Source organism: Alterileibacterium massiliense (genome assembly GCF_900104645.1).
Classification (GTDB): Bacteria; Bacillota; Clostridia; order Peptostreptococcales; family Anaerovoracaceae; genus Alterileibacterium; species Alterileibacterium massiliense.
The window spans coordinates 145,410-169,723 of the sequence record NZ_FNWE01000001.1; the positions used below are offsets into that span (position 1 = coordinate 145,410).

27 protein-coding genes are annotated in these 24,314 nt (G+C 36.1%); 21 read left to right on the top strand and 6 right to left on the bottom strand.

Annotated features, from left to right (window positions below; genetic code table 11):
* Positions 1–26: 26 nt before the first annotated feature.
* From BQ5371_RS00715 to BQ5371_RS00730, 4 genes are all read right to left on the bottom strand, one after another.
* Entirely contained in the window at positions 27–845 is an 819-nt protein-coding gene (locus BQ5371_RS00715; protein ID WP_071132062.1) for a zinc dependent phospholipase C family protein, read from the bottom strand.
* A 90-nt stretch (positions 846–935) separates the two neighbouring features.
* Positions 936–2,300 (bottom strand): uracil-xanthine permease family protein, encoded by a 1,365-nt coding sequence (locus tag BQ5371_RS00720; protein ID WP_071132063.1) that lies wholly within the window; start codon positions 2,298–2,300, stop codon positions 936–938.
* A gap of 69 nt (positions 2,301–2,369) precedes the next feature.
* Entirely contained in the window at positions 2,370–3,041 is a 672-nt protein-coding gene (gene lexA / locus BQ5371_RS00725; RefSeq protein ID WP_071132064.1) for a transcriptional repressor LexA, read from the bottom strand.
* Positions 3,042–3,166: 125 nt separating this feature from the next.
* Complete coding sequence (locus BQ5371_RS00730; RefSeq protein WP_083377358.1) at positions 3,167–4,066, bottom strand: radical SAM protein; 900 nt, start codon at positions 4,064–4,066, stop codon at positions 3,167–3,169.
* A 191-nt stretch (positions 4,067–4,257) separates the two neighbouring features.
* On the opposite strand from BQ5371_RS00730, the gene BQ5371_RS00735 reads away from it, so the two are divergent.
* From BQ5371_RS00735 to radC, 20 genes are all read left to right on the top strand, one after another.
* Complete coding sequence (locus BQ5371_RS00735; protein ID WP_135354774.1) at positions 4,258–4,950, top strand: Na+/H+ antiporter subunit E; 693 nt, start codon at positions 4,258–4,260, stop codon at positions 4,948–4,950.
* On the top strand, positions 4,943–5,203 hold the full coding sequence (locus BQ5371_RS00740; RefSeq protein ID WP_071132066.1) for a monovalent cation/H+ antiporter complex subunit F: 261 nt from the start codon (positions 4,943–4,945) through the stop codon (positions 5,201–5,203). Before BQ5371_RS00735 ends, BQ5371_RS00740 begins: the two co-directional genes overlap by 8 nt.
* Positions 5,203–5,631, top strand: coding sequence for a cation:proton antiporter (locus BQ5371_RS00745; RefSeq protein ID WP_071132067.1), 429 nt, complete (start codon positions 5,203–5,205; stop codon positions 5,629–5,631). The genes BQ5371_RS00740 and BQ5371_RS00745 overlap by 1 nt, the downstream gene beginning before the upstream one ends.
* A 1-nt stretch (position 5,632) precedes the next feature.
* Positions 5,633–5,875 (top strand): Na(+)/H(+) antiporter subunit B, encoded by a 243-nt coding sequence (locus tag BQ5371_RS00750; protein WP_071132068.1) that lies wholly within the window; start codon positions 5,633–5,635, stop codon positions 5,873–5,875.
* A 25-nt stretch (positions 5,876–5,900) separates the two neighbouring features.
* The gene (gene mbhE / locus BQ5371_RS00755; protein ID WP_071132069.1) at positions 5,901–6,701 is read left to right on the top strand and encodes a hydrogen gas-evolving membrane-bound hydrogenase subunit E; all 801 of its coding nucleotides are present in this window, start codon (positions 5,901–5,903) and stop codon (positions 6,699–6,701) included.
* Positions 6,698–7,072, top strand: coding sequence for a sodium:proton antiporter (locus BQ5371_RS00760; RefSeq protein WP_071132070.1), 375 nt, complete (start codon positions 6,698–6,700; stop codon positions 7,070–7,072). Before mbhE ends, BQ5371_RS00760 begins: the two co-directional genes overlap by 4 nt.
* Entirely contained in the window at positions 7,072–8,550 is a 1,479-nt protein-coding gene (locus BQ5371_RS00765) for a complex I subunit 5 family protein (protein ID WP_159428250.1), read from the top strand. Before BQ5371_RS00760 ends, BQ5371_RS00765 begins: the two co-directional genes overlap by 1 nt.
* A complete protein-coding gene (locus BQ5371_RS00770) occupies positions 8,547–10,040 on the top strand; it encodes a monovalent cation/H+ antiporter subunit D family protein (protein WP_071132072.1) in 1,494 nt (497 codons plus the stop codon). Before BQ5371_RS00765 ends, BQ5371_RS00770 begins: the two co-directional genes overlap by 4 nt.
* A gap of 11 nt (positions 10,041–10,051) precedes the next feature.
* A complete protein-coding gene (locus BQ5371_RS00775; RefSeq protein WP_071132073.1) occupies positions 10,052–10,240 on the top strand; it encodes a hypothetical protein in 189 nt (62 codons plus the stop codon).
* Complete coding sequence (locus tag BQ5371_RS00780; protein ID WP_071132074.1) at positions 10,241–11,992, top strand: proton-conducting transporter transmembrane domain-containing protein; 1,752 nt, start codon at positions 10,241–10,243, stop codon at positions 11,990–11,992. It begins immediately after the preceding gene.
* 152 nt (positions 11,993–12,144) lie between these two features.
* Positions 12,145–12,723 carry a translation initiation factor IF-3 gene (gene infC / locus BQ5371_RS00785; RefSeq protein WP_331462925.1) on the top strand — a complete coding sequence of 193 codons (579 nt, stop codon included), beginning with the start codon at positions 12,145–12,147 and terminating at the stop codon, positions 12,721–12,723.
* Positions 12,724–12,743: 20 nt separating this feature from the next.
* A complete protein-coding gene (gene rpmI / locus BQ5371_RS00790) occupies positions 12,744–12,944 on the top strand; it encodes a 50S ribosomal protein L35 (protein ID WP_071132075.1) in 201 nt (66 codons plus the stop codon).
* An 18-nt stretch (positions 12,945–12,962) separates the two neighbouring features.
* Positions 12,963–13,313 (top strand): 50S ribosomal protein L20, encoded by a 351-nt coding sequence (gene rplT, locus BQ5371_RS00795; RefSeq protein ID WP_071132076.1) that lies wholly within the window; start codon positions 12,963–12,965, stop codon positions 13,311–13,313.
* A gap of 20 nt (positions 13,314–13,333) precedes the next feature.
* The gene (locus BQ5371_RS06980; protein WP_159428251.1) at positions 13,334–13,489 is read left to right on the top strand and encodes a hypothetical protein; all 156 of its coding nucleotides are present in this window, start codon (positions 13,334–13,336) and stop codon (positions 13,487–13,489) included.
* 210 nt (positions 13,490–13,699) lie between these two features.
* Positions 13,700–15,118 carry a sodium-dependent transporter gene (locus BQ5371_RS00800; RefSeq protein WP_071132077.1) on the top strand — a complete coding sequence of 473 codons (1,419 nt, stop codon included), beginning with the start codon at positions 13,700–13,702 and terminating at the stop codon, positions 15,116–15,118.
* A 130-nt stretch (positions 15,119–15,248) separates the two neighbouring features.
* Positions 15,249–17,423 carry a peptidase U32 family protein gene (locus BQ5371_RS00805; protein ID WP_071132078.1) on the top strand — a complete coding sequence of 725 codons (2,175 nt, stop codon included), beginning with the start codon at positions 15,249–15,251 and terminating at the stop codon, positions 17,421–17,423.
* 426 nt (positions 17,424–17,849) lie between these two features.
* Complete coding sequence (gene tig, locus BQ5371_RS00810; RefSeq protein WP_071132079.1) at positions 17,850–18,932, top strand: trigger factor; 1,083 nt, start codon at positions 17,850–17,852, stop codon at positions 18,930–18,932.
* Positions 18,933–18,954: 22 nt separating this feature from the next.
* Positions 18,955–19,476: a transcriptional regulator NrdR gene (nrdR, locus tag BQ5371_RS00815; RefSeq protein ID WP_071132080.1), complete on the top strand. Its 522-nt coding sequence runs from the start codon at positions 18,955–18,957 to the stop codon at positions 19,474–19,476.
* A complete protein-coding gene (gene cmk / locus BQ5371_RS00820; RefSeq protein ID WP_205408015.1) occupies positions 19,477–20,184 on the top strand; it encodes a (d)CMP kinase in 708 nt (235 codons plus the stop codon).
* Between the two features lie 177 nt (positions 20,185–20,361).
* Positions 20,362–21,039 carry a RadC family protein gene (radC, locus tag BQ5371_RS00825; protein ID WP_205408016.1) on the top strand — a complete coding sequence of 226 codons (678 nt, stop codon included), beginning with the start codon at positions 20,362–20,364 and terminating at the stop codon, positions 21,037–21,039.
* 189 nt (positions 21,040–21,228) lie between these two features.
* On the opposite strand, the gene recN is transcribed toward radC, so the two are convergent.
* Positions 21,229–22,851 (bottom strand): DNA repair protein RecN, encoded by a 1,623-nt coding sequence (recN, locus tag BQ5371_RS00830; RefSeq protein ID WP_071132082.1) that lies wholly within the window; start codon positions 22,849–22,851, stop codon positions 21,229–21,231.
* A 14-nt stretch (positions 22,852–22,865) separates the two neighbouring features.
* Positions 22,866–23,318: an arginine repressor gene (locus BQ5371_RS00835; RefSeq protein ID WP_071132083.1), complete on the bottom strand. Its 453-nt coding sequence runs from the start codon at positions 23,316–23,318 to the stop codon at positions 22,866–22,868.
* 477 nt (positions 23,319–23,795) lie between these two features.
* On the opposite strand from BQ5371_RS00835, the gene ruvC reads away from it, so the two are divergent.
* Positions 23,796–24,308 carry a crossover junction endodeoxyribonuclease RuvC gene (gene ruvC, locus BQ5371_RS00840; RefSeq protein ID WP_071132084.1) on the top strand — a complete coding sequence of 171 codons (513 nt, stop codon included), beginning with the start codon at positions 23,796–23,798 and terminating at the stop codon, positions 24,306–24,308.
* Positions 24,309–24,314 lie beyond the last annotated feature (6 nt).

Genomic DNA, 24,314 nt, shown 5'->3' on the forward strand with positions numbered 1-24,314 from the left:
AAATAATAAGAAATGATTAAATATTATCAGAAATGACCGAGGTAATCAGGGCTGAACTCATCACTAAGGGGTTCGCCTTTTTCTATGCAATTAATCATCTCTTCCATTAGAGAAATTGACCTAGGAATGGATTTATTAAATGCTGAATAGATTTCTTCATTTCTCTTGAAATACTCATCAGGAAAATCATAAACATTTTCTTCCAAAGGAATCATATCCCTAACGCTTTTTATAGGCGGAATTAGAGAAAGGAAGGTATATTCGGCATACCTTACCACCTTTGAACTTGAATTAAGCCTGCCAAGGGTGTTCCTCATATCCCTTATCGAGGTATTCATAAGGCTCGGATTTGCCGTCTTATAAAAAGGAGAGCATATGATGCCTAGATTCTTATTCAAAGGAAGCGGAAAATTTAAGTCGATTTCCTCTGGCTTCATAAAATTCATTCGCATTATATAATCGTCAAATTCTCTTTCAACCTTTCGATGACTAATTTTTTCTTCTTTTTGATGTTTGATTATGACGGGGTGACATGAGGAGTCCAGTGCATAGTGGGTTATGCAGCCGAGAATATAACTTATCATCTCGGGGTGCTTATTTACTCTTATATATTTAGAAGCTGGAATGAAAAAATCAAGTCCTGATGAGTGATGCACCATTCCTGCCTCTCGATTTAAAGAGGTATAAAAAATAGGATTATGAAAATATAGTGGGTCTGGACCTTGCAAACCCACTATAAAAGCATCTATTGAATTGATATTAGTATTTATAATATCTTTTATCCCTTTTGGAGATTTCCTTATTATCTCTTTCCCAAATTGAAAATGTGCATAAAACGAAGGCATATTATTTATCCTCTTTAGTCTTCTTTAGTATTTTTAATATCTTTAAATACCTTTAAATATCTTTATTATTATAATTATATTTTTTATATCTTAAATATTTTCAGCATTTTCTTCGGTTTCAGGAACCCTCTGATTAGCTCCCTGATATGTCTGGAACTTGTCATCAAGAACATCTTCCTTATTGAACACATAATCCTTGTTAGGTAGTATCCAGTTGGCAATAATTCCTACTATTGAAGCTATAGCAAGTCCTGATAGGTTGATTTTCACGCTTGAAATTGTGAATGTGATACCGCCGATATTGTTAAATCCAAGTGCACATACTAAGATTAGTGCGGTTATGATCGTATTTCTCGTGTTTTTGAAATTTACTTGATTTTCTACCAAATTTCTTATGCCTATGGCTGAAATCATTCCATAGAGTATTAAAGAAACACCACCGATGATAGCAGTTGGGATGGCTTCTATTATTCCGGCGAATTTTGGAATAAAGGATAGAATTATAGCAAAGCAAGCTGCTATTCTGATTACAAGCGGGTCGTATACCTTAGTCAATGCAAGAACTCCTGTGTTTTCTCCATATGTCGTGTTTGCAGGTCCTCCGAACATTGAAGCCATGACAGTTGCAAGGCCGTCTCCAAGCAAGGTGCGGTGTAAGCCCGGATTTACTATATAATTCTTGCCTGTCGTAGCACCGATTGCAGATATATCTCCAATATGTTCCATCATAGTAGCAAGTGCTATTGGCATTATGGTGATGATTGCACTTATGTCGAATTTTGCAAAGGTGATATTAGGCATCGCAAGATAATTAGATGAAGAAACAGAAGCAAAATCAACCTTATTCATAAATATGGCACAGGCAAAGGAAATCAAAATTCCAAGAAGGATTGGTACAATTTTCATCATGCCCTTACCCCACATATTGAAGAAGATAATAGAACCTATTGCAATTAAAGCCAGAGTCCAGTCTGTCTTTGCATTAGAAATTGCAGACGGTGCGAGAATTAGTCCGATTGAAATAATAATTGGACCTGTAACAACCGGAGGAAAGAATTTCATAACTTTTTCTACAGTAAAGAGCTTTATCAGTGCTGAAAGCACAACATACACAAGCCCTGCAAATATAACTCCTCCGCAGGCATATGGAAGCATTTCTGTATTAGGCTTGCCGTCGATAAGAGGTGCTACTGCGGCATATCCTCCGAGAAAGGCGAATGACGACCCTAGGAAAGCAGGAACCTTGCCCTTAGTTATAAGGTGAAATAATAGAGTTCCAAGTCCTGCCATTAGCAAGGTAGTCGAAATACTTAGACCTGTTAAGAGCGGAACGAGCACGGTAGCACCAAACATCGCAAAGGTGTGCTGCATACCTAGTAGAATGGTCTTTCCCCATCCGAGTTCACGGGCATTGAAAATACCCTTTGTTAGATGCGTTGATTGTTCTTTTGACATATTGTTCTCCTGTGTCTTAAATTAAAATATTGTAAATTAAAAAGTTGATAAAAATATATTCATAAAAAATTATTTTATATATCTAAACACGCCCTTTACCTTGCCGACAATCTTACAGTCATTAACTATAATTGGCTCCATATAGTCATTTTCAGGTTGCAGGCGAATGTGATTGTCCTCCTTATAAAACTTCTTTACAGTTGCTTCCGCATTATAATCCCCATCTATCATGGCAACGACTATCTCGCCATTACTAGCTTCCTTTGCCTCTTGCACTATCAGATAATCTCCGTCATTTATTCCGGCATTTATCATGCTGTCACCGTGAACAATTAGAATAAAATTATTACCTCCATTTATAAATCTTGCAGGAAGGGGGAGAAAATCTTCGATATTTGATTCAGCTAAAATAGGTATTCCGGCAGCGACATCACCTATTATAGGTACTTCAACTACGCTAACATCGCTTGATAAGCTCGAGTTTGGCATCAGAGGTTCAGGCTCATAAGAGCCCTTGTAATTTGAAACGTGATCTACGAGAGAAATTGCACGAGGCTTGCTTGGGTCTTTCTTTACAAGACCTTTTTTAATGAGGGCATTTATATCTGAATGGATCGTAGAGGTAGATTTTACATCAAGGGCAAGACAGATTTCTCTAATGGTAGGAGGAAATCCCTTGCTATCTATCGTATTTTTCATGAAATCAAGCACGGCCTTTTGTCTTTTTTCACTTTTTTTCATAAAAAAACTCCTTTTTACTCAAAGATTATCCAAATATTATCCAAAGAATTAGAATTTCAGTTCAAACGAGCAGATGATTTAATGTGTTTTAATTTGGTTTAATATATCTTAATATATCTTAATATTTAATATGGAAGCTCTACAAGAGAATTTATGTCGAGCTTTTCACCATAATTATTCCAATCATCGTAGATATATCCAGTCTGTCTTATTATAATGTCGCCAACCTTGCCATTGATTTTGCTATATGGAAGCGTCTTATGATAAGTTACCACAGTATCGCCGTCATATTTAAACATAAAGCCTGTTCTGAACAATTCCTGCTCAAGCTGTCCTTCGTAATTTGCCACTGAGGAGATCAGTTTGAACAGATCGTCGTTTTCTGTCATAAAGACATTGTCTAGGCTTAGCTTGGAGTAATTAGCTCTTAACTGAATTTCATACCCTTTAAACCTGTCGAGAAAAGCCTTTAATTTTTGCTCGTCCGTATCTTCAAATACAACGCAGTTGATTCTGTGTCTTACATCGAGCATATCAAAAATTTCATCGGAACACTCTTTTACATAGTGCCTTAGGTGCCTTGATACATTGACGCAGGAAATCTTGTCTTTGAATTTATTAAGAGTTTTAGCAATCAGCCTTTCATCTTGTGAGTCGTTCGTAGGTAGCGTTGTATTGATATAGATATTATGAGTATCTTCAATATGCTCTAAAATGTCCTGAAGAATATCTAGGTCCGCAAGAGGCTCTCCGCCGGTTAGAACGATGTCATTATGGGGAAAAATTCTATTTAAAATATCTAGCGACTTATAGCATCTTTCAATGCTAAAATCGGAAGTATCACGATATTCGTCCTTATTGACACAAAATGGGCAAGCATTATTGCAGTCATATGGCACAAACATTGTAACCGTAGGACCTATTTTAATCTTATTGCCTACATTGCTTAAAGTGCCTGTATTGTTTAAATTAACTGTATTATTAACATTATTAAGATTATTAAAATTATTTAAAAAATTTGTCATCGGAGACGGCTCCTGTCAAATAAAATATTTAAAATTCCTTTAGAAAAATAATATAACCGCATTATTATAACATAATTTAAGGGAAAGTATAAAGGAAGAATACTCTGTTTATAAATAAAAATAGGACTTTGTTTCTGTGAAGATTTCGTGTATAATGATAACAAGTTATCAATCTACGGAGAAGAGATACAGTGTTTAAATTTTTTAATAATAAATCGCTTCAATGCAATCCGATAATTCACTGGCTGGAGGTTCTGGCAATGATGCTAGTCCTCTGGTTTTTGATGTCCGGCATAATTCATGAGGCTAAGTTCGTTTTATTTGGGATTGCTTCATCGATAATAATTTCTCTGGTCGTTTCACCGCTATTTGTGATTAGCGGATTAAAGACGGACAGGGAATATTTTTTACTCCATGTAAATCCATTAAAGATGATTATATATTTCGCATGGCTTGTAAAGGAAATTGTGCTAAGTGCAGTTGAAGTGTCAAAGGTTGTCATAAAGGCGGAGGAGATGAATCCACAGCTAGTATGGTTTAAGGCTGACTTTGATAATCCGTCAGCTAGGTCACTGCTTGCTAATTCAATTACCTTGACACCAGGGACAATAACAGTTGATATATTTGACGACGGAGTTTATTCCTGCCACTGTTTAAATGAAAATACGAGAGATGGGCTGGTGTCAGGCGTCATGCAAAATAAGATTGCGAAGCTCTTTTGTGAAGAAATTGATTATGGAGTGGTAAGGGTCATCTCAGACGATTCGATGGAAGGCACAAAATATGCAAAGCTTATAGATAAGAAATATAAAAATCTTGGTTTTAGGGTTTTGAGCGAAAAAGATGAACCTAGCTTTGGAAAGGTAGGGTCTAAAGATGAGTAGTCTATTCATATTTCTTCTTATAGGTATAGTGATACTTATAATTTCAATTATCTTTTTCATGTTCAAAGGTAAGATAATATATGACAAATTAAATGCAGTTCTTGTCATGAACACGCTAATAGTGATAGCTATCCTAGTAATAGGCTTTGTTCATGGAAGGCTTGAATCGTATATCGACATAGCTTTGAGCTACTCACTGCTCGGTTTCATAACCACAGCCATACTTGCTAAGTACATAGGAGGAAGAAGATAATGTTATTTTCACATATTCTCGCATCTGTTTTCCTCGTCTTGGGATTTATATTCCTCGCTATTGGTGTCATTGGGGTAATAACCTTTCCCGGATTTAACACTAGGCTTCACGCCTCAGGCGTTGGCGAGACGATGGGTATGATGCTCACAGTTCTCGGAATGATTATTCTTATGGGACTTTCCATTACGACGGCAAAGCTAATAATCATGCTTGCTATCCTAATGCTAACCAACCCACTTGGAACCCATGTAATTTTAATGGAAGCTATAAGCTCTACAAATTATCATAATTATAATAAGAAAAAGACAGCAGGCAAGATTGAGAAAAGCGAAGATGCAGTTGCATTTTTAAAAGAGCTCAGTGCAAAAGAAGCAAAAGAAGCTAAAAATCTGAGAGAGTTTTTAAGAAAGGTTGAAAAGGAGCAATAATATGCCAAGCTTATTTTTGGAAGCAGTTTTATTGTTAATTTTGATAGGAATAACACTAACAATTATCTTCGGTAAGGATTTATTGACAGTTACCATCGTCTATTGCAGTTTCAGCTTTGTAACGATGTTTTTATACATAGTAATGGGAGCACCCGATGTTGCTTTTACAGAAGCTGTAATTGGCGTTGTATCGACCATATATTTCATAATGACATTAAAGACGATAAGAAGGCATACTAAATGATTATAGGAAAGGTAGAATTGAAATAATGCGTAAAGTATTAGCGATAATAACATTGGTAATAATTCTATTGATACCGACTTTCTTATTTGATGGAATTATGCCATCGATAGGCGACCCTAATTCGGCACCTAATACCCATGTTTCGGATTATTACATAGAAAATAGCGTTGAGATGACAAATTCTCCGAATATGGTTACAGGAATTTTGGCAGACTTCAGAGGGTTTGATACCATGTTTGAAACGACTGTCATGTTCCTCGCAGGACTTGGTGCGGTACTGATTTTATCCAATCGCCCTAATATAAAAAAGAGATTTATAATACCTAGGAATTATATTAAGCAAAGACCTAACATAGGAGCTCCTAGGTATAAGACGATCAATAAAGATGTGATGATTACGCTTTTTGAACCTCTTATGATGATATATGCAGCCTATGTTTATTTTCATGGAGAAATATCTCTCGGCGGAGGGTTTCAGGCAGGAGCCGTACTCGGCCTTGCATATATAATAGATGTAATGATCGTTCCAGGCAGGAGGAAAAAGCTCTTTGCACTGGACAAGGGAAATGCTCTTAGCATCGGCGGAATTGGAACATTTATATATGCTTTAACAGGTATACTTACAATGACAGGAGGAGGCTTATGCTTAGAATATGACAAGCTCCCATTTGGACTTAGCCATGCAGAGTCACACTCCGCAGGGATACTTATGATAGAGCTTGGAGTAACAATTTGCGTAATGGCAACAATAATAACAATTTTAAATGCGATTATGGGGAGAGTAAGATTTGATGACGATCCCATTAAGAGGAGGGAGGACGCATGACATCGCTTGAAACATTTTTGGCGGCTAAGGGTATATATTTTCTGACCTTTCTCCTGCTATTCCTAGGCTTATATGGAATGATAACCTGCGGTAATTATATGAAAAAATTAATCTGCATGAACATAATGCAGGTTGCAGTCATATTCATATTTCTCTGCCTAGCTCAGAAAGATGGAGGAACAATTCCTGTTCTATTCTCCAATCTGAGAAATGCAGAAGATTATATTAATCCGCTTCCTCATGCACTTATGCTGACAGCTATTGTAGTAAGCATGGGTACCACGGGAGTTGGACTTGCACTTCTCACTAGAATTAAGGAAAAATATGGTTCTATCGAAGAAGATGAAATTATAGAAAGGGAGAATAAATGATGCGAAATCTACCAGCTTTAATAATAATTTTCCCCCTTGTTTCAGCTCTTTTATCTGTTTTCCTTTCAAAGATTAGCCTCTATCTTGGAAGAAATCTTGTGATAACATCGATTTTCATCTCGCTTGCTTTATCCATAGTTCAGCTTAGGGAGGTTATCATAAATGGTCCTATAAGCTATAAATTCGGAAATTATGCGGTGCCTTATGGAATTGAATTTAAGATAGATACAATAAATGCGATAATGCTGGTCATGATATGCATTATCGGGCTTTTGACAGGCCTTTTTTCGACGAATTTTGAAGAAAATTCAAAGGATAGGATAAAGATAGGCGGTTCACACGCTCTAATTGCACTCCTCTGCGTAGGAATGCTCGGAATGACATCGACAGGAGATGTGTTTAATCTCTATGTATTTCTAGAGGTGACATCGCTTTCAGGTTATGTTTTAATCGCTCTTGGCGGAAGCAAGGGAGTTGTATCAGCATTTAGATATCTTCTTATTGGAACTGTTGCAGCGACATTCTATCTTCTTGGAGTAGCTATGCTTTACTCTGTAACGGGCACCCTTAATATGCAGGATATGCACGATATTTTATCGAGCAGGGCAAATGATGATACCATGCTCATTGCTATGTGTATGTTCATAGCTGCTTTTGGAATTAAGATGGCACTCTTCCCATTTCACGGCTGGCAGCCATCTGCATACACTCATGCACAGACTGGAGCAAGACCTCTGATTGCAGGTGTAATGGGCAAGATTCCTGCCTATGCAATGTTCAGGTATCTATACTGCGTATATGGCACGGAATTTAAATACTTTAGATATTTTCTAATTGTAATTGGAGCTCTATCGGTCATGGGAATGATCTATGGTTCTGTTAGAGCTATGGCACAGACCGATATAAGGAAGATGCTCGCATACTCAAGCGTTGCACAAATATCATATATCACCTTGGGATTTGCCATTGGCACTCCTATAGCAATTGCAGGTTCATTCCTACATATGTTCGGTCACGCCTTTATGAAGGGAGGTCTTTTCTTCGCTTCAGGCTCAATCAGGTATAAATATGGAATAGTTGACATGAATGATTTTGGATATATTTATAAGAAAATGCCACTAACCTCAGCTCTTCTAAGCATTTCAGCACTTTCGATGATTGGAATACCTCCTACGGTAGGCTTTTTCAGCAAGTGGTACCTAGCCCTCGGTGCAGCGGGAGAAAGGGAATATATCTACATTGCAATCCTTGTTATATCAAGCTTATTAAATGCAATATACTTCTTCAAAATGATAGAAAAGATATTCATGGCTAAGGATAGGGATTTAAAACCAATTGGAAGGGATTCGGTAATGGAGCTTCCATGGACTATGATGATACCAATTGTTATATCAATACTTATGATACTTGGGCTTGGACTATTTAATGTAAAGATAATTAATATTTTACTCATGTCGCTTGGGGGGATTGGAATATGAATGAAATCAACATATGCTTGCCATTGATAGCTATTTCAGCACCCCTTATCGCTTCGATTTTAATTTATATCCTAGGAGAACATATTGGAAAAAATGCTAGGGAGGCAATAACTTTTATATCTTCAGCTATTTTGCTTATAAGCGTTTACTCGCTCGTTCCTCATGTTCTTAAAGGCGAAGCAATAGAAATAATATTTTTAGAGATTGTAAAAGGTGTAAATTTTTCTTTTAATATAGATGCTGCCGGCATGGTATTTGCCTGTGTGGCTTCGACGCTCTGGGTTCTCACCTCATGCTATTCTGTAGGATATATGAGAGGGCATGGAGAGAAAAATCAGACTGGATACTTTTCAGCTTTTGCAATATGTATATTTGCAACGATTGGGCTATGCTTTTCTGCTAACCTTATCACATTTTTCATATTCTTTGAAATACTGACGATTGGAACATATCCTCTGGTTGTTCATTATAGAGATGAAGAGGGCAGGCGTTCAGGCAGAAAATATTTAGCATATACGCTTATTAGTGGGCAGATTTTCTTTGCATCAATCGTCATAATATATATGTTCACAGGGACACTGGAATTTAAAGCAGGAGGATTTATAAAACCGGATATGCTCCCTATGCCACTCATGCTCATCTTATTTATAATGATGGTCGGTGCAGGAGCTGTAAAGGCGGGATTAATGCCACTTCATAGCTGGCTTCCTGCAGCAATGGTTGCCCCTACTCCTGTAAGTGCTCTGCTTCACGCAGTTGCAGTAGTTAAGGCGGGAGCTTTTTGCACTCTAAGGGTGGTGCTATATGTGTTTGGACCGGAGGCTGCTAAGGCTTGCCATGGAGCAGAAATTCTATCCTATATGGCAGTCATAACCATAATAGTATCATCGCTTATCGCTATTAGAAAAGACAATTTAAAAGCTAGGCTCGCCTTTTCGACGGTCGGTCAGCTTTCATATATCATTCTTGGAATATCTATGCTCACACCTGAAAGCTCGGTGGGGGCTATATATCATATAGTTGCACACGCATTTATGAAGATTACTCTATTTATGTGTGCAGGAGCAATCTTTGTTACAGCACATAAGAAAAATATTAGTGAGATGGTTGGAATAGGGAGAAGAATGCCTATAACAATGGGTGCATTTACGACTGCTTCAGTTGCACTCGCAGGATTTCCATTCTTCGTAGGATTTGTCAGCAAAGCAAATATCATACTTGGTGCGATGAAGATTAACAACCTGCTATTTTCAATGACGCTCGTGGTAAGTGCCCTGCTCGCACTAACCTATTTAATGCCTGTTGTGCTAATAGGATTTAAAAAAGATATTATTAATGAAGAATTTCAGAAAAAAGATGATGCAAATTTAATGATGAGAATACCTCTCGTTATTACTGCAGTTATATCGGTAATTCTTGGAATATCGCCTAATTTTGGGCTTCACTTATATACGCTTGCAGAAATTGCAGCTAAGAGCATATTTGGATAGGAGATATAAGCATGGCTATTTTCTTAAAATATCTACTCATATCATTTATAAGCTCGGCTATTCTTATCTTTATTTCAAAGATAGTTTTGGATAAATTGATAAGGCGAGATATTGATTATTATGAAAAAGAAGAAAGAGATATAGAAGAAAAGATGTTGTCAAATATAAAGATAGTAAAAATATCAGATGAGGAGCGTTAAATGTATCCTGAGTATTTAAGTGCAATTGGTTTAGATAATTTACATCCCGGAATGATAATGATGCTGTTTGGTATGCTCATCTGGGTTCTTCCTGAATTTATGAGAAGGTTTTTATCAATTCTTGCACCAATTTGTGCAGGCATTGCCTTCTTCCTATTAAATGAGGATAGCAGATTTACATACCATATAACGGATAATCTAAAAGTTGAGTTAATCAAGGTGGATAGGATGACGCTGGCATTCATGCTAGTTTTTGTCATAATTTCACTTATTGCCGCAATTTATTCTCTTGAAACGCAGGACCGTAAAGAGAGCGGAATGTCCGCATTTTACGCAGGGAGCATAATGGGCATTGTCCTTGCAGGAGACAGCATTGCATTTATAGTTTTCTGGGAAATATCTGCCTTTGCATCTACATATTTAATATTTGCTAATAAGAAGAGAAGATCATCGAAGTCGGCATTTAGATATATAATGATGCATGGATTTGGTGGAAATATGCTACTCGTCGGAATAATGATGCATATTGCAAAATATGGAACCGAGTTCGTAAATATTTCAAGTGCAAGAGATATTTCATTCTGGCTTGTTTTGATAGGAGTTGCTGTAAATGCAGCCATTCCTCCTTTCAATGGATGGCTGTCAGACTCTTATCCCGAATCGACAATTTCAGGAACGCTTTACATGGGCTCCTTTACAACAAAGGCAGCGATATATGCTCTAATCAGATTCTTTGCAGGAACTGAATTTCTCATCTGGGTAGGAGCGATAATGGCAGTCTACGCAGCCTGCATGGCGATAATGGAAAATGACATAAGACGCCTGCTTTCATATCACATAGTAAGCCAGCTTGGAATGATGGTCGCAGCACTTGCTGTTGGAAGCGATATTGGAATAGACGGAGCTTCAGCCCATGCTGTTACCAATATAATGTTTAAAGGCGTGCTAATAATGTGTGCGGGAGCTATAATTTATGCTACTGGAAAGTCAAAGATAACGGAGCTTGGCGGCCTTTGGAAGAAGATGCCTATAACATCTATTTGTTTTCTCGTTGCTTCGCTTGCCATAGCGGGGCTTCCATTTTCAAGCGGATTTGCGAGCAAGGCACTTGTTACGGAAAGCCTTACCGAGGGAGGATATACAATACCTTATCTTTTGGTAACGGCTGCCGGAGTAGGAACACTATTATCCATTACACTTAAGATTAATTACTTTGTATTTTTCGGAAAGACGGATAGGGACATTGATGTAGATGAGATACCTAATTCTATGAGCATTGCAATAGCACTTGGAACGATAGTAACCCTATTCTTAGGAATTTATCCAGATGCTTTATATAATTATACAACCCATGCTACAGTAGTAAATCCTTTTACAATTCATCACATCGTTGAATATATTGCGATATTTATCGGAGGAACAATACCTTTTGTCCTATACATAAAGAAGATGGCACCACATGATGAGATAAGCCTAGACTTTGATTACTTTTATAGAAAGCCATTAAAAAATTTTATTGAAGGAATTTCAAAGGCTATCTATAAAGTTATGCAGTTCTTTGATAATCATATATTGAAAGGTATGCAATTTATGGGTTCACATCTTTCGAATCCATACCTTTGGACTGAAAACTCTCGCAGCATAAAGATTAAGAATATGTCATTTGAAAATGAGAATAGGCTTATTGGAGATGTCATACAAGCAGGGGTTACAGCCTTATGTATAATGATGATTATAATTAAACTTATTTAATTTTTCCTTGACATTGGTTAGGTTTGAATGTATTATAGTGCTCGTAATAAGAAGAAGCTATCCGCTTCCACCTTTGTGGTTTTGCCGCAGGGTAAGAGATACAGATAATTTATGATTAAATCATTTTACTTGTAATTAATGCGGATGCTTCGGTGTCCGCTATTTTTATTGAATGCGAAGATTTCACGGAGGTATTAGAGATTAACAAGGATAAGAAGCAACAGGTCAACGAGAATATCAGTGCTGATGAAGTGAGGGTGATCGACCAAGACGGCAATATGGTAGGGATTTTGTCGCTTGATGAGGCATTAAAGATTGCAAGCGAAGCCAATTTGGATTTGGTTAATGTTTCACCTAATGCAAACCCGCCGGTTTGTAAAGTTCTCGATTTTGGCAAATATCAATATGAACTTCAAAAGAAGGAGAAGCAGTCTAAGAAGAATCAGAAGCAAATTCAGGTTAAAGAGGTTAGACTTTCAGTATCTATTGAAGAGCACGATGTCGAAGTTAAAGCTAATACGGTTTCCAAATTCTTAAAATCGGGTGACAAGGTTAAGGTGAGCATCAGATTTAGAGGTAGAGAGCGTGAATATGTTACTAAAGCATATGGAGTTATGAATAATTTCGCAGATTTAGTCAGTGAATTTGGCGATGTAGATAAAAAGCCGAAGATGGAGGGCAGGAATATGGTGATGTTCCTTTCTCCAAAGAAAGAAACTAATAAGAAATAATATATTTAGGAGGTATAACCATGGCTAAGGGAAAGATGAAGACTCATAGAGGAGCTGCAAAGAGAATGAAATTGACAGGCTCTGGCAAGATTAAAAGAAATAAGGCTTATAAGAGTCATATATTGACAAAAAAGACTGCTAAGAGGAAAAGAGGACTAAGAAAAGCTACTATTCTTACAAGTGCAGACAACAAGCGTATGCTAAGGTCGCTTGCTAAATAAACAGGGGAGGTAATTCAGATGAGAGTAAAAAAGGGTGTTAACGCACATAAAAGACATAAGAAGATAATTAAACAGGCTAAGGGTTTCTACGGACAGAGGAGCAAAAATTTCAGAGCAGCTAACCCTGCAGTTATGAGAAGCCTCGCTTCGGCATATGTTGGTCGTAAGAATAAGAAGAGAGAGTATAGAAGGCTATGGATTGCAAGAATCAATGCAGGAGCAAGAGCAAATGGAATTAACTATAGCAATCTCATGAATGGCTTAAGGAAGTCGGGAATTGAAATCAACAGGAAGATGCTTTCAGAGATGGCAATTTATGATGCAAAGGGATTTGCAGACTTATGTGAACAGGCTAAGAAGGCCAGATAATTCCTCGGGGGAATAGTATTATGGAATATTTCATAAGTCACATACCTGCGATAATCTTCGGTGCAATCGTTGTAGCTGGAGTTGCGACGCTTTGGCAAATTCTGACAGTAAAAAATTCAGAGTCTCGCAGAAAAAAAATGCAGGGGAGAAAGAAAAATAATTCTAAGAAGGATTAATTGTTAAAATATACAAGAAAAACATTTAAACGAGCATGAAAACCATGCTCGTTTTGTGATTTATATCAGAAAATGCGTATAAATGATGTTTTTAGTGAAAGCTTAGTGATAGCAATCTTCATATTGACATCACAATTAAATTAGGGTACAATGCACCTAGTGATGGTGATATAGCCATCAAACGTTAATAAATTTAATGGAGGTAATACAATGCAACAAGAAAATCAAAAAGGTCAATTTAATTCCAATTTTGGATTCTTGATGGCAGCTTTAGGTTCAGCTGTGGGTCTTGGTAACCTATGGTCTTTCCCTTATAAGCTGGGAGTTGGCGGTGGATTCGCATTCCTACTCATTTACGCAGTACTTGCAGTAATCGTAGGTTATCCGCTAATGCTATCAGAAATCGCTATCGGTCGTAAGACTGGTAAGGCTGCAATTGAAGCATACAAGGAGATTAAGCGTCCATTTATGTTCAATGGTATTCTACAGACAATCGTTCCTTGGTTACTGATTTGCTTCTACTGCACATTCGGTGGATTCATTACTAAGTACCTAGTTGAGTCAATCACAGCTATATTCTCAAAGGATGCTGTACTTAACACTGGCGACCCAGGTGCTCTATTCGGTGGAATGATTTCATCAACAGGCAGTGCAGTTGCTTGGATGACAGGATTCCTACTTCTAACAATGGTAATCATCTTCGGTGGTGTATCCGGCGGTATCGAGAAGTTCTGTAAGGTAGCTATGCCTGCATTATTCGTAATGCTAGTTGTAGTAGTTATCAGATCTTGCACACTTCCTGGAGCTGGTGCAGGTCTTGAATTCCTATTCAAACCTAACCTCGAAAGTTGGTCAACAGCTAAGGGTTTCTTTGATATTCTAGGTAGTGCTGGTGGACAGATGTTCTTCTCACTATCACTTTGCTCTGGATGTATCATCGCTTATGGTTCATACCTAAGCAAGAAGGAAAACCTAGAGAGCAACGCAGCAATCATCACAATCGGTGACTCTCTAGTAGCTGTTCTTGCTGGTATGGCTATCATGCCTGCAGTATTCGCTAACGGACTAGAGCCTGGTGCAGGTCCTGGACTTCTCTTCATCTCAATGACAGCAGTATTCCAGGCAATGGGTACAATTGGTAAGGTATTCCAGCTCCTATTCTGGCTACTAGTATTCTTCGCAGCACTTTCTTCATCAATCGGTATGATGGAAGCTGGTATCTCTGCAATTCTTGACTCAAGGATTAAGAAGGGTAAAGCTGCTAACAGAATTCAGGTATCTGTAATCATGACAATCTTCGCATGGATTGGTAACTTCCTTACAACAGCAGACCAGCTTGGTGGATCAAAGAATGCTGCACTCGTAGGATTCCGTAACCTATTTGGTCAGCCTGATGTACTCGATGTTTGGGACTGCTTGGCAGAAGGTATCTTGATGCCTCTAACAGGTTTAATCATGGCTATCCTACTTGGATGGTTTGTTCCTCACTACGTTGATGACGAAATCGCAAATGGCGGAACTCGTAAGTTTAAGTCACAAGGCTTCTACAACTTCTGCATTAAGTGGGTTGGACCTATCTTCATGGCAATGATCGTTTACAACCAGATTTCATCATTCTGGGGTAAATAATCTAAAGCCATAAAATTAAATTGATAATTTGGGAGCGGATGCCTCGGCATCCGCTTTTATTTTGATTATTATTAAATTCTTATTATAATAAGAGGAATAAAAGAAAAAAGGACAGGGCAGAATAAGGTAAATGAAGAAAAGAGAAATTGAATTACTTGCTCCCGCAGGAAGCGTAAGTGCATTAGTAGCAGCAGTTCAAAATGGAGCAGATGCGGTATATATAGGCGGTAAGCTTTTCAATGCGAGAATGAATGCGAATAATTTTGATGATAAAACAATGGTCGCTGCAATTGACTATGCCCATTTAAGGGGAGTTAAGGTGTTCGTCACAATGAATACCCTCATCAAAGATGAAGAGCTTATAGAGGCACTTAGATATGCAAAATTTATTTATGAGGCAGGAGGAGACGCGTTAATAATTCAGGATCTTGGCTTTGGGAGCTTAGTTAGGGATATGTTGCCAGATTTTGAACTTCATCTCTCCACTCAAGCTACTATCTCTGACAGGCAATCGGCTGAAGTAGCAAAGGAGCTTGGATATAGGAGGATTGTTCTTAGCAGAGAGCTTTCGCTTGATGAAATCAAGGAAATTTCTGATATAGATGATGTGGAAGTAGAAGTATTTGTACATGGTGCAATATGCGTATCATATTCTGGGCAGTGTCAACTTAGCAGAAGATATGGCGGAAGAAGCGGTAATAGGGGAACCTGTGCTCAGGCGTGCAGATTGCCATATATAACAAATACAACGAACATAACAAATGTTAAAAAAGAGAATGGTGAGAAAAAGATATATGCCTTAAGCCCAAGGGATTTATGCCAAGTGGAAAACTTAGGAGAGCTAATAGAAGCGGGCGTAAAATCGCTAAAAATAGAAGGCAGAATGAAATCTCCTGAATATGTAGGGGTTATAACAAGGATATATAGAAAATATATAGACCTATATTTAAAAAATGGGGAATATAAGATAAGTGAAGAAGATAGAAAGTCTCTGATGCAGATTTTTAACAGAGGTGATTTTACAGAAGGATTTTTGCATAAAGATGAGGAATCTAAATTTATGTCGAATACAATTCCTAAGAATAATGGTATATATGCTGGCGATGTGACTTTTTCAAAAAAGGGAAGCAAATTAATTAATATAAATTCAAAACTAAATTTAAGCTTACATGATGGACTTGAGATAAGAAAAGAAAATGGAGAAATTGTTTCGAGCACAGTTATAACATATTTAAAAAAGGAAGCGGACGGTTCATATATAATAGGCGATTTTAAGGGTAATATAAAGGCTGGTCAGCACGCTTATAGGACATCGCAGGTAGAGCAGATTGAGAAAATAAGAAAAACATTTAAGGATATAGATATTTTTGATAAAGATGACAAGAAATACAATAAAAAGCTTGAAATTAAATTAATTCTAATCTCTGCTAATGGACTATTGACACTTATTGCAGATGCGGGAAATGGAATTATAAGCAAGGTAAGTAGGAAGATTCTCATAATCGATGAAGAACCCTCATCAATTGATAAATTTAAAAAATCCCTTGTAAAGACTGGTAATACAAGCTTTGCCATTTCAAATATTGATTTTAAGGGAGATTTTAATATAAAAATTAAGATTTCAGAGATAAATGAGCTTAGGAGAGAATGCTTAAATAAGCTATCTAAAAAGCTTTGCATAAAAAGAGAGGCTCCCCATATAAATTTTGACGATTTAATTCTAAAGAATAATTTGTCAAAGGGAAAAGCTGAGGTTAATTGTAAAAACTTCAAATTGTTTTATACAATAGATGAATATCTAAAGTTCAGAGAAAAGGGGGAGAAATCAAATGGAGGTCAGAATGAATGTACCACGCTTCTTCCCTTGGCAGACTTATGTATAACAAATATAGATGTAAATTTAGATATAGAAGATGAATATCTCCCATATATTTCAGTTGTCACCAGAGGAAAAGAAAATATGATTCTCGAAGAAAATTACTCAAAATGCCTTAAAATATGTGAAAAGAGTGGTGTTCTAGTAGGTAATTTAGGCTGGCTACAGAGGTTTTCTGGCGATAATATAAAGGTAATTGCGGACTATGGTCTTAACTCATACAATTTAGAAACTGAAAAGGTGCTAAAAAGGCTTGGAGCATACTCAGTTATAAAAAGCCTTGAGGTGGGAGATAGAGATGATATGAACTATCCTCTGATGGTTACAGAGCATAATTTTGAATATGAAGATTTAAAATCTGATTATTCACACAATCTAAAGATAGTGAAAAGACCATATAGCAGTCAGGATATAATAATTAGTAAATAAGGTGAAAAGCTAATGAGCTAAAAAAGTAAACAAGAAGACAAGTAAAAAGGTAAAAAAGTAAAAAGGGAAAAGAAAAGAGGAGAAGAAAGACTCGAGAAAAAGCAAAGAAAAAAGGCTGGGCACTCTGCCCAGCTCTTTTCTTTAAGTTGCTACGAAAATATTTTTATCAAGGAAGAACAATTTTAAGAAATCAATTAGTCAAATATTTTGACAACAAGATTCTAACATCAAATTATGTATATTTTGTTAAGATTATTTATTGGAGCAGTGGTATTATAAGGTGTAAATTAGGAATGTTAGGAGATATTTACATACCTGATTGATAGAAACTATGGTTTGTGGTAATATCATTGTTGAATATTAGATAAGATATAAATTAAAAAGCAGAATAGTTTAAAAAGAATAATTACAGGATAGAGGGTTTTTATGAAGGCTAATTTAAATAAGATAATCGTTATTTCAATCGCTTTAATCATGGCAGTGGGTTTGACTGCTTGCGGTAAGGGAGCAAAGGTTCCCAAGGAATTTAATTATAAGATGAGTGAATATGTTAAGCTTCCTAAATATGAGGGGCTTAAGTATAAGAAGGCGACATCAGAGCTTAGCGAGGAAGAAGTTGATAAGTATATAACAACAGCTCGTCAGCAGGCGAAAAAGGTAGAATATCTCAAGACAGGTGAGATTGAAAGCGACAGCACTGTAAAGATTGACTATAAAGGTAAGATAGATGGCAAGGAGTTTGAAGGTGGAACAGCAAAAAATGTCGAGATGAATATTGCTAAGAATAGCTTTATCGACGGCTTTGCCTCTTCTATGGTAGGGCATAGGATTGGTGAAACTTTTGACATCAATGTCACATTCCCAACAGATTATACAAATAAGGACCTTGCAGGAAAAGAAGCTGTATTTACAATTGATGCAAAGTCACTTGTAGTTGAAAAAGTGCCTGAATTTGATGATGATTTTGTAAAGAAAAATTCCAAATTCAAAACTACTGAAGAATATGAAGAAAATGTAAGAAAATTACTAAAAAGGGACAAGGATAATCAAGCGATGGCTAAGGATAAACAGCAGGTCTTTAATCAGATTTCATCTGGAGCAAAGATAAAAAAATATCCATCAAAGGAGCTTGAGGCTGAGAAAAAGAATATAATAGAAAACCTAAAGAAATCAGCACAGGCGTCAGGCTTTAAATATGAAGATTACCTTAAGCAGATGGGAATGACAGAAAAGGACATAGAAAAGAGAGCAGGCAAGCAGGCTAAGGCTAGCATAAAGGATAAGATGGTTATATATGCTCTAGCTGATGAACTAGATGTAAAGCTTGACAAGGCAGAATACAATAAGGAGCTTGATAAGATGCTCAAAAATGCAGGTTATACAAAGAAGAGTTATAAGAAATTATCAGGTCAGTCGATAGAAGAATATGCAGATAAGAACAATCTTTATATTGGCGTTTTATATGATAAGGTTATGGATAAGGTGATTAAGAAATCTGTTGCAGAATAGTTAATCGGGAGGAATAAGCAAAATGAGATGCCCATATTGCAATAATCCGGATACTAAGGTAGTAGACTCAAGGCCGGTAGAAGAAGGACTCGCAATTAGAAGAAGAAGAGAGTGCGAAAGATGTCACAAGCGTTTTACGACATTTGAAAAGATAGAAAATACCCTTCTTGTTGTAATAAAAAGTGACGGAACTAAGGAGAGCTTCGATAGAAATAAGATAATCAACGGACTTCTAAAAGCGTGTGAAAAGACAAAGGTTGGATATGCCGATGTCGAAAAAATTGCAGATAATATAGAGCGTGGTCTTAATAATACTATGGAAAAAGAAATAGATAGCAAGATGATTGGAGCACTCATCATGGATGAGTTGAAAAAACTCGATCAGGTTGCGTATGTAAGATTTGCCTCTGTATATCATAAGTTTACCGATGTAGATACCTTTGTTAAGGAGATAAACAAGCTTCTTGAGCAAGAAGATGACGGAGCAAAGGCTGTAGAGGTATATGTAAAAGAGAGCATGGACGACCTCGAAGGGAATATTTAGATGAAGACCTTGTTCAGAGTAGCGATTGACGGACCAGGCGGAGCAGGGAAGAGCACTATTGCAAAGCGGGTTGCAAAGATTCTCAATATTATATACATAGACACCGGAGCTATGTATAGGGCAGCTGCTTACAAGATAAAAAAAGAAATTCCGCATATATCAGAGCTCGATTTAAATTTAATAAATGATAGTGAAGAATATAAGCAGATTAAAGAGATAATCGAGAAGATGGATATTGATTTCAAAGACGGCTTGATTAGAGTCGACGGAGAAATTGTTGAAGATAAAATTAGGACTCCTGAAATATCAATGCTTGCATCGGGAATTTCTAAGCTACCCATTGTGAGAATTTATTTGGGCGATATTCAGAAAAAAATAGCCTCAGATAATAATGTCGTCATGGACGGCAGAGATATAGGCACCAATATAATTAAAGATGCTGAACTCAAGATATATCTCACCGCTTCGCTTAAAGTAAGAGCAAAGAGGAGATATGACGAGCTTAAAGAAAAGGGCAAGATTGAAAACTTTAATGAGATCTTAGAAGATATAAGAAAGAGAGATTTTCAAGACCAAGCGAGGGAGTTAAATCCATTAAAAAAAGCAGAAGATGCAATTGAATTAGATACGACAAATATGAATATTGAAGAAGTTGTCAACTTTATAATAAGAGAGGCAGAAAAAATTAAACGAAACAAAATTAATTAAGGCGAAATAAAGCAAAAATAGAGCGGGCAAAGCGATAAAAATTAGATGAATAAAAGGCATGATTTTGTAGGAATTGTGCCTTTTTTAGTTTGTTTTTAATTAGGAGATAAAAGTGGTCGTGGTTATAATATAAGAGATGAATTAAAGAAATAATAAAATTATTCCATGGGAGAAAGAATGCAGATTAAAGACCTACCAAAGAGTGAAAGACCGCAGGAAAAGCTTATCTATAGTGGTGCATCAAGTCTAAGCTCATCTGAACTTCTTGCACTTATAATTCGCACGGGAAATAGAGATAAAAGTGCGATTCAGCTTGCAGAAGATGTGTTAGCATATTCAAATAATGAATCAGGAGGAATATATAATATAGAGGTTAATGAACTTCAAAATATCACGGGTATAGGAGTTGCAAAAGCTTGCTCTGTAGTAGCTACAATAGAACTTGCAAGAAGGCTCTCCTTTAATAAGAGAGAAAAGAAATCGCTAATAAAAAATGCAAGTGACGCAGCTGAAATGCTGATGAAAAAGCTCAGATATGAGAAAAAAGAACACCTGATAATGCTTGTTTTAAATATGAAATGTGAGGTTGAAGCAGAGATAACCATTTCAATAGGAGCACTTGACCATACAATAATGCACCCCAGAGAAATTTTGAGCAAGGCACTTAAGCGTAGTGCAGCAGCTATACTAATAGCACATAATCATCCGAGCGGAGATCCCACGCCAAGTCAAGATGATATATCATCTACGAAAAAGCTAATAGATGCTTCTGAAATGGTTGGGATAAGAGTATTAGACCATATAATAATAGGAGATGGAGTCTTTTTAAGCATGAGGGGAGAACAGCTTATATAAATCATAAGTTATTAAAAAATAAAAACTTAAAATTTTCTAAATATTTTAGATATTCTAGATGATTTAATTGTTCTAAATATTTTATTGGAATACAAGTTATTTTTGGAATATATTTTTTTGAACATAAAAAATATCTTGAAAAATTAATAATTTTCACGGAACAAAAAATATCTTGTAACATAAAAAATTCTAGGAAATAGATGAGATAAGCTCTTTTGCCATTTTTAATCCTGCTTTGCTATCATCGCTTCCACTTATCATCATAGCTATGTTTTTTACCTTTTCATCATCATTTAATTCCTTAATTGAGGTAAATGTCCTACCATTTAAAACATCCTTTGAGATGCGATAAGCGAATTTGCCATATATAGCAATCTGAGGAAGATGAGTAATGCAAATTACCTGATGAAATTTAGCAATTTCTCTTAGCTTTTTACCGACAACCAGAGCTGATTTGCCACTTATTCCGGAATCTATCTCGTCAAATATCATTGTAGGCACATTGTACTTATCACCTATAACATATTTAAAAGAAAGCATTATCCTTGATATTTCACCACCGGAAGCTATTTTCGCAAGAGGCATGAGTGGTTCGCCAGGATTCGTTGAAATAAGAAATTCAACATCATCAAAACCGAGCTTGTCGATCGTATTCTTCCTTGAAATTTTTACTTCAAAATCGGAATTTGTAAAATTCAAATCTTTTAGCTCTAAGCTGATTTCTTCTTTTAACTTTTCTCCATATTTAGCCCTAATTTCACTTACCAGCTCAGCTTTTGAACTTAGAAGGCTAAATTTATCTTCCATATCCTTTTTATATCGAGATTTTAGATATTCAAAATCCGTCAGCTTTGTTAACTTGTCTTTAAGCTCGTCCTTATATTTTAGAATATCTTGAACGCTCATCTTGTATTTTCTCATAGCGTCTTCAATTTCACTCAATCGCTCTTGTGCATCGTTAAGCTCATTTTCAGAAAAATACATTGAATCCCTAAGCGAAAGAAGTGAGGAAGACGCGTCCTCAAGTTCATAATATGAATTTTCCAAGGTATTAGATATTTCTAAAAGCGTATCGGTATAAGAAGAAACATCTTTCATAAGGTTTAAAGATTTGCCTATTAGATATACTGCAGAAGAGTCTGAACCATTTAAATATGAATAAGTTTCACTTATGGAGCTAAAGATCTTCTCGCTATTTTTCATAAGCTCAACAGATTCTCTGAGGGCTTCTTCTTCACCCACTTTTAAATTAAGATTGTTAATATAATCGAATTCAAATTGGAAATAATCCTGTCTCATAATGCTCTCTTTTTCTTCGGAAATTAGAGTATCGTATTTCTTTTTTGCACCCTGATATTCAAGATAAAGATTTTCCAAGCTATCGAGTTCATCATTTATATTATCTGATATATAAGAATCGAGCATAGATATATGAGTTTCCGGATTTAGAAGCTTTTGATTGTCATATTGACCATGTACATCGACTAGGCTGTAACAATAATTCCTAAGTTCAGATAGAGTTATAAGTTGTCCATTTAACTTTGACAAGCTTTTGCCAGAGGAAAAAAGCTCTCTTGATATTATTATCTCGTCATCATTATTATCATGAGCAAGAATCTGTATTAAGGCTTTTTCTTTACCACTTCTAACCATAGAAATATCAGCTCTACCACCCAAAGCCATGTTGATTGCTTCTATAAGGACAGATTTGCCGGCACCACTCTCTCCAGTTATGACATTTAAAGATGAGTTAAAATCTACCTCAGCGTGTTCAATTGTAGCAAAATTATCTATAATAATTCTATCAAGCATAATTACCTCACAAGCTAGGAATTTACCATTTCATCAAATTTTTTAACTATTTCAGGGACATATTTGTCGTCCTCAATTACCAAAAGTAGGGTGTTATCACCTGCTACTGAGCCGACAATATGCTTTAAATTCATGCAATCTATGGCTTCTGCCGCAGCATTACCACAGCCAGACAGAGTTTTAACAATTATCAGATTTTTAGCATTATTATATGAGACAATCGTATCTCGAAATATCCTTATGAACCTGCCTGATATTGAATTATCTGTTGATGAGGCTCTAACATAACGCTTAATGCCATTTTCATCAGTTCTCTTGACAAGCTGAAGCTCATTTATGTCCCTTGATACAGTCGCTTGAGTTGCACTATATCCAAGCTCAGTAAGCCTATTGATGAGCTGTTCCTGAGTTCCAATTATTTCATCTTCAATTAGCTCCATTATCTTAGTTTGCCTTGAATAACGCATAGAGCCTTCACTCCTTTTTTCGTAGATATAACAAATTTTTTTATATTATATCACAGCTAATCTATTTCAATAAATAAAAAGGATTGAAATAGTTCTTTAATTTACCAATTTAGTACCTATCTCATATGTTATAATTAACCAATATAAATCATGAAAAAATCTCAAGCAAAAAATAATTAACAGTAATTATGAAAAATGATAGAGAATTTCTTTTGAGAATTAGAATTTTATAATATAAAATTAATTTTCGCGAATTAGAAATACACAGTAACAAAGTGATATTAAAGAATCGACAATCAACAATCAAATATAGCGAATTTTTTGAAAATTAGAAACTCATGATTGTGAATTAACTTTTATGAGCTAAAGTAAAGAAGCATTATTTTTGAAAAATAATATATTGCAGACAAATTTTAAATAAAAAATTAATAAAAGGTGATAATAGATGATAGGGAATAATAAAAAAATGGAGGCAAAATGCGAATACTAGGTATCGACCCAGGTTACGCTCTGATGGGCTGGAGCATAGTTGACTATAATAAGAGCAAATTTTCGCTTATAGAGTTCGGATGTATTGATACACCAGCAGGGATGCCAATGCCAGAGAGACTAGCTCAAATATATGAGGAAATAAATAGAGTTATCGAGCAGTATGAGCCGAGCGTTGCATCAATTGAAGAACTTTATTTTCAAAACAACGCAAAGACGGCAATACAGGTAGGGCAAGCGAGGGGAATAGCAATTCTTTCATGCTATAATCACGGACTTGAAATCAATGAGTACACACCTCTTCAAATTAAGCAGAGCGTAAGCGGATATGGAAATGCTGATAAAAAACAGGTTCAAGAGATGGTAAAAATAATACTTCATCTAGACAAAATTCCAAAACCTGATGATGCAGCCGATGCAGTAGCGGCAGCAATTTGCTGTGGTAATGAGTCGGGAGGTTCTCTAAGAAAAAAGATTGATAATTCATATAGACAAAGATAAGAATAA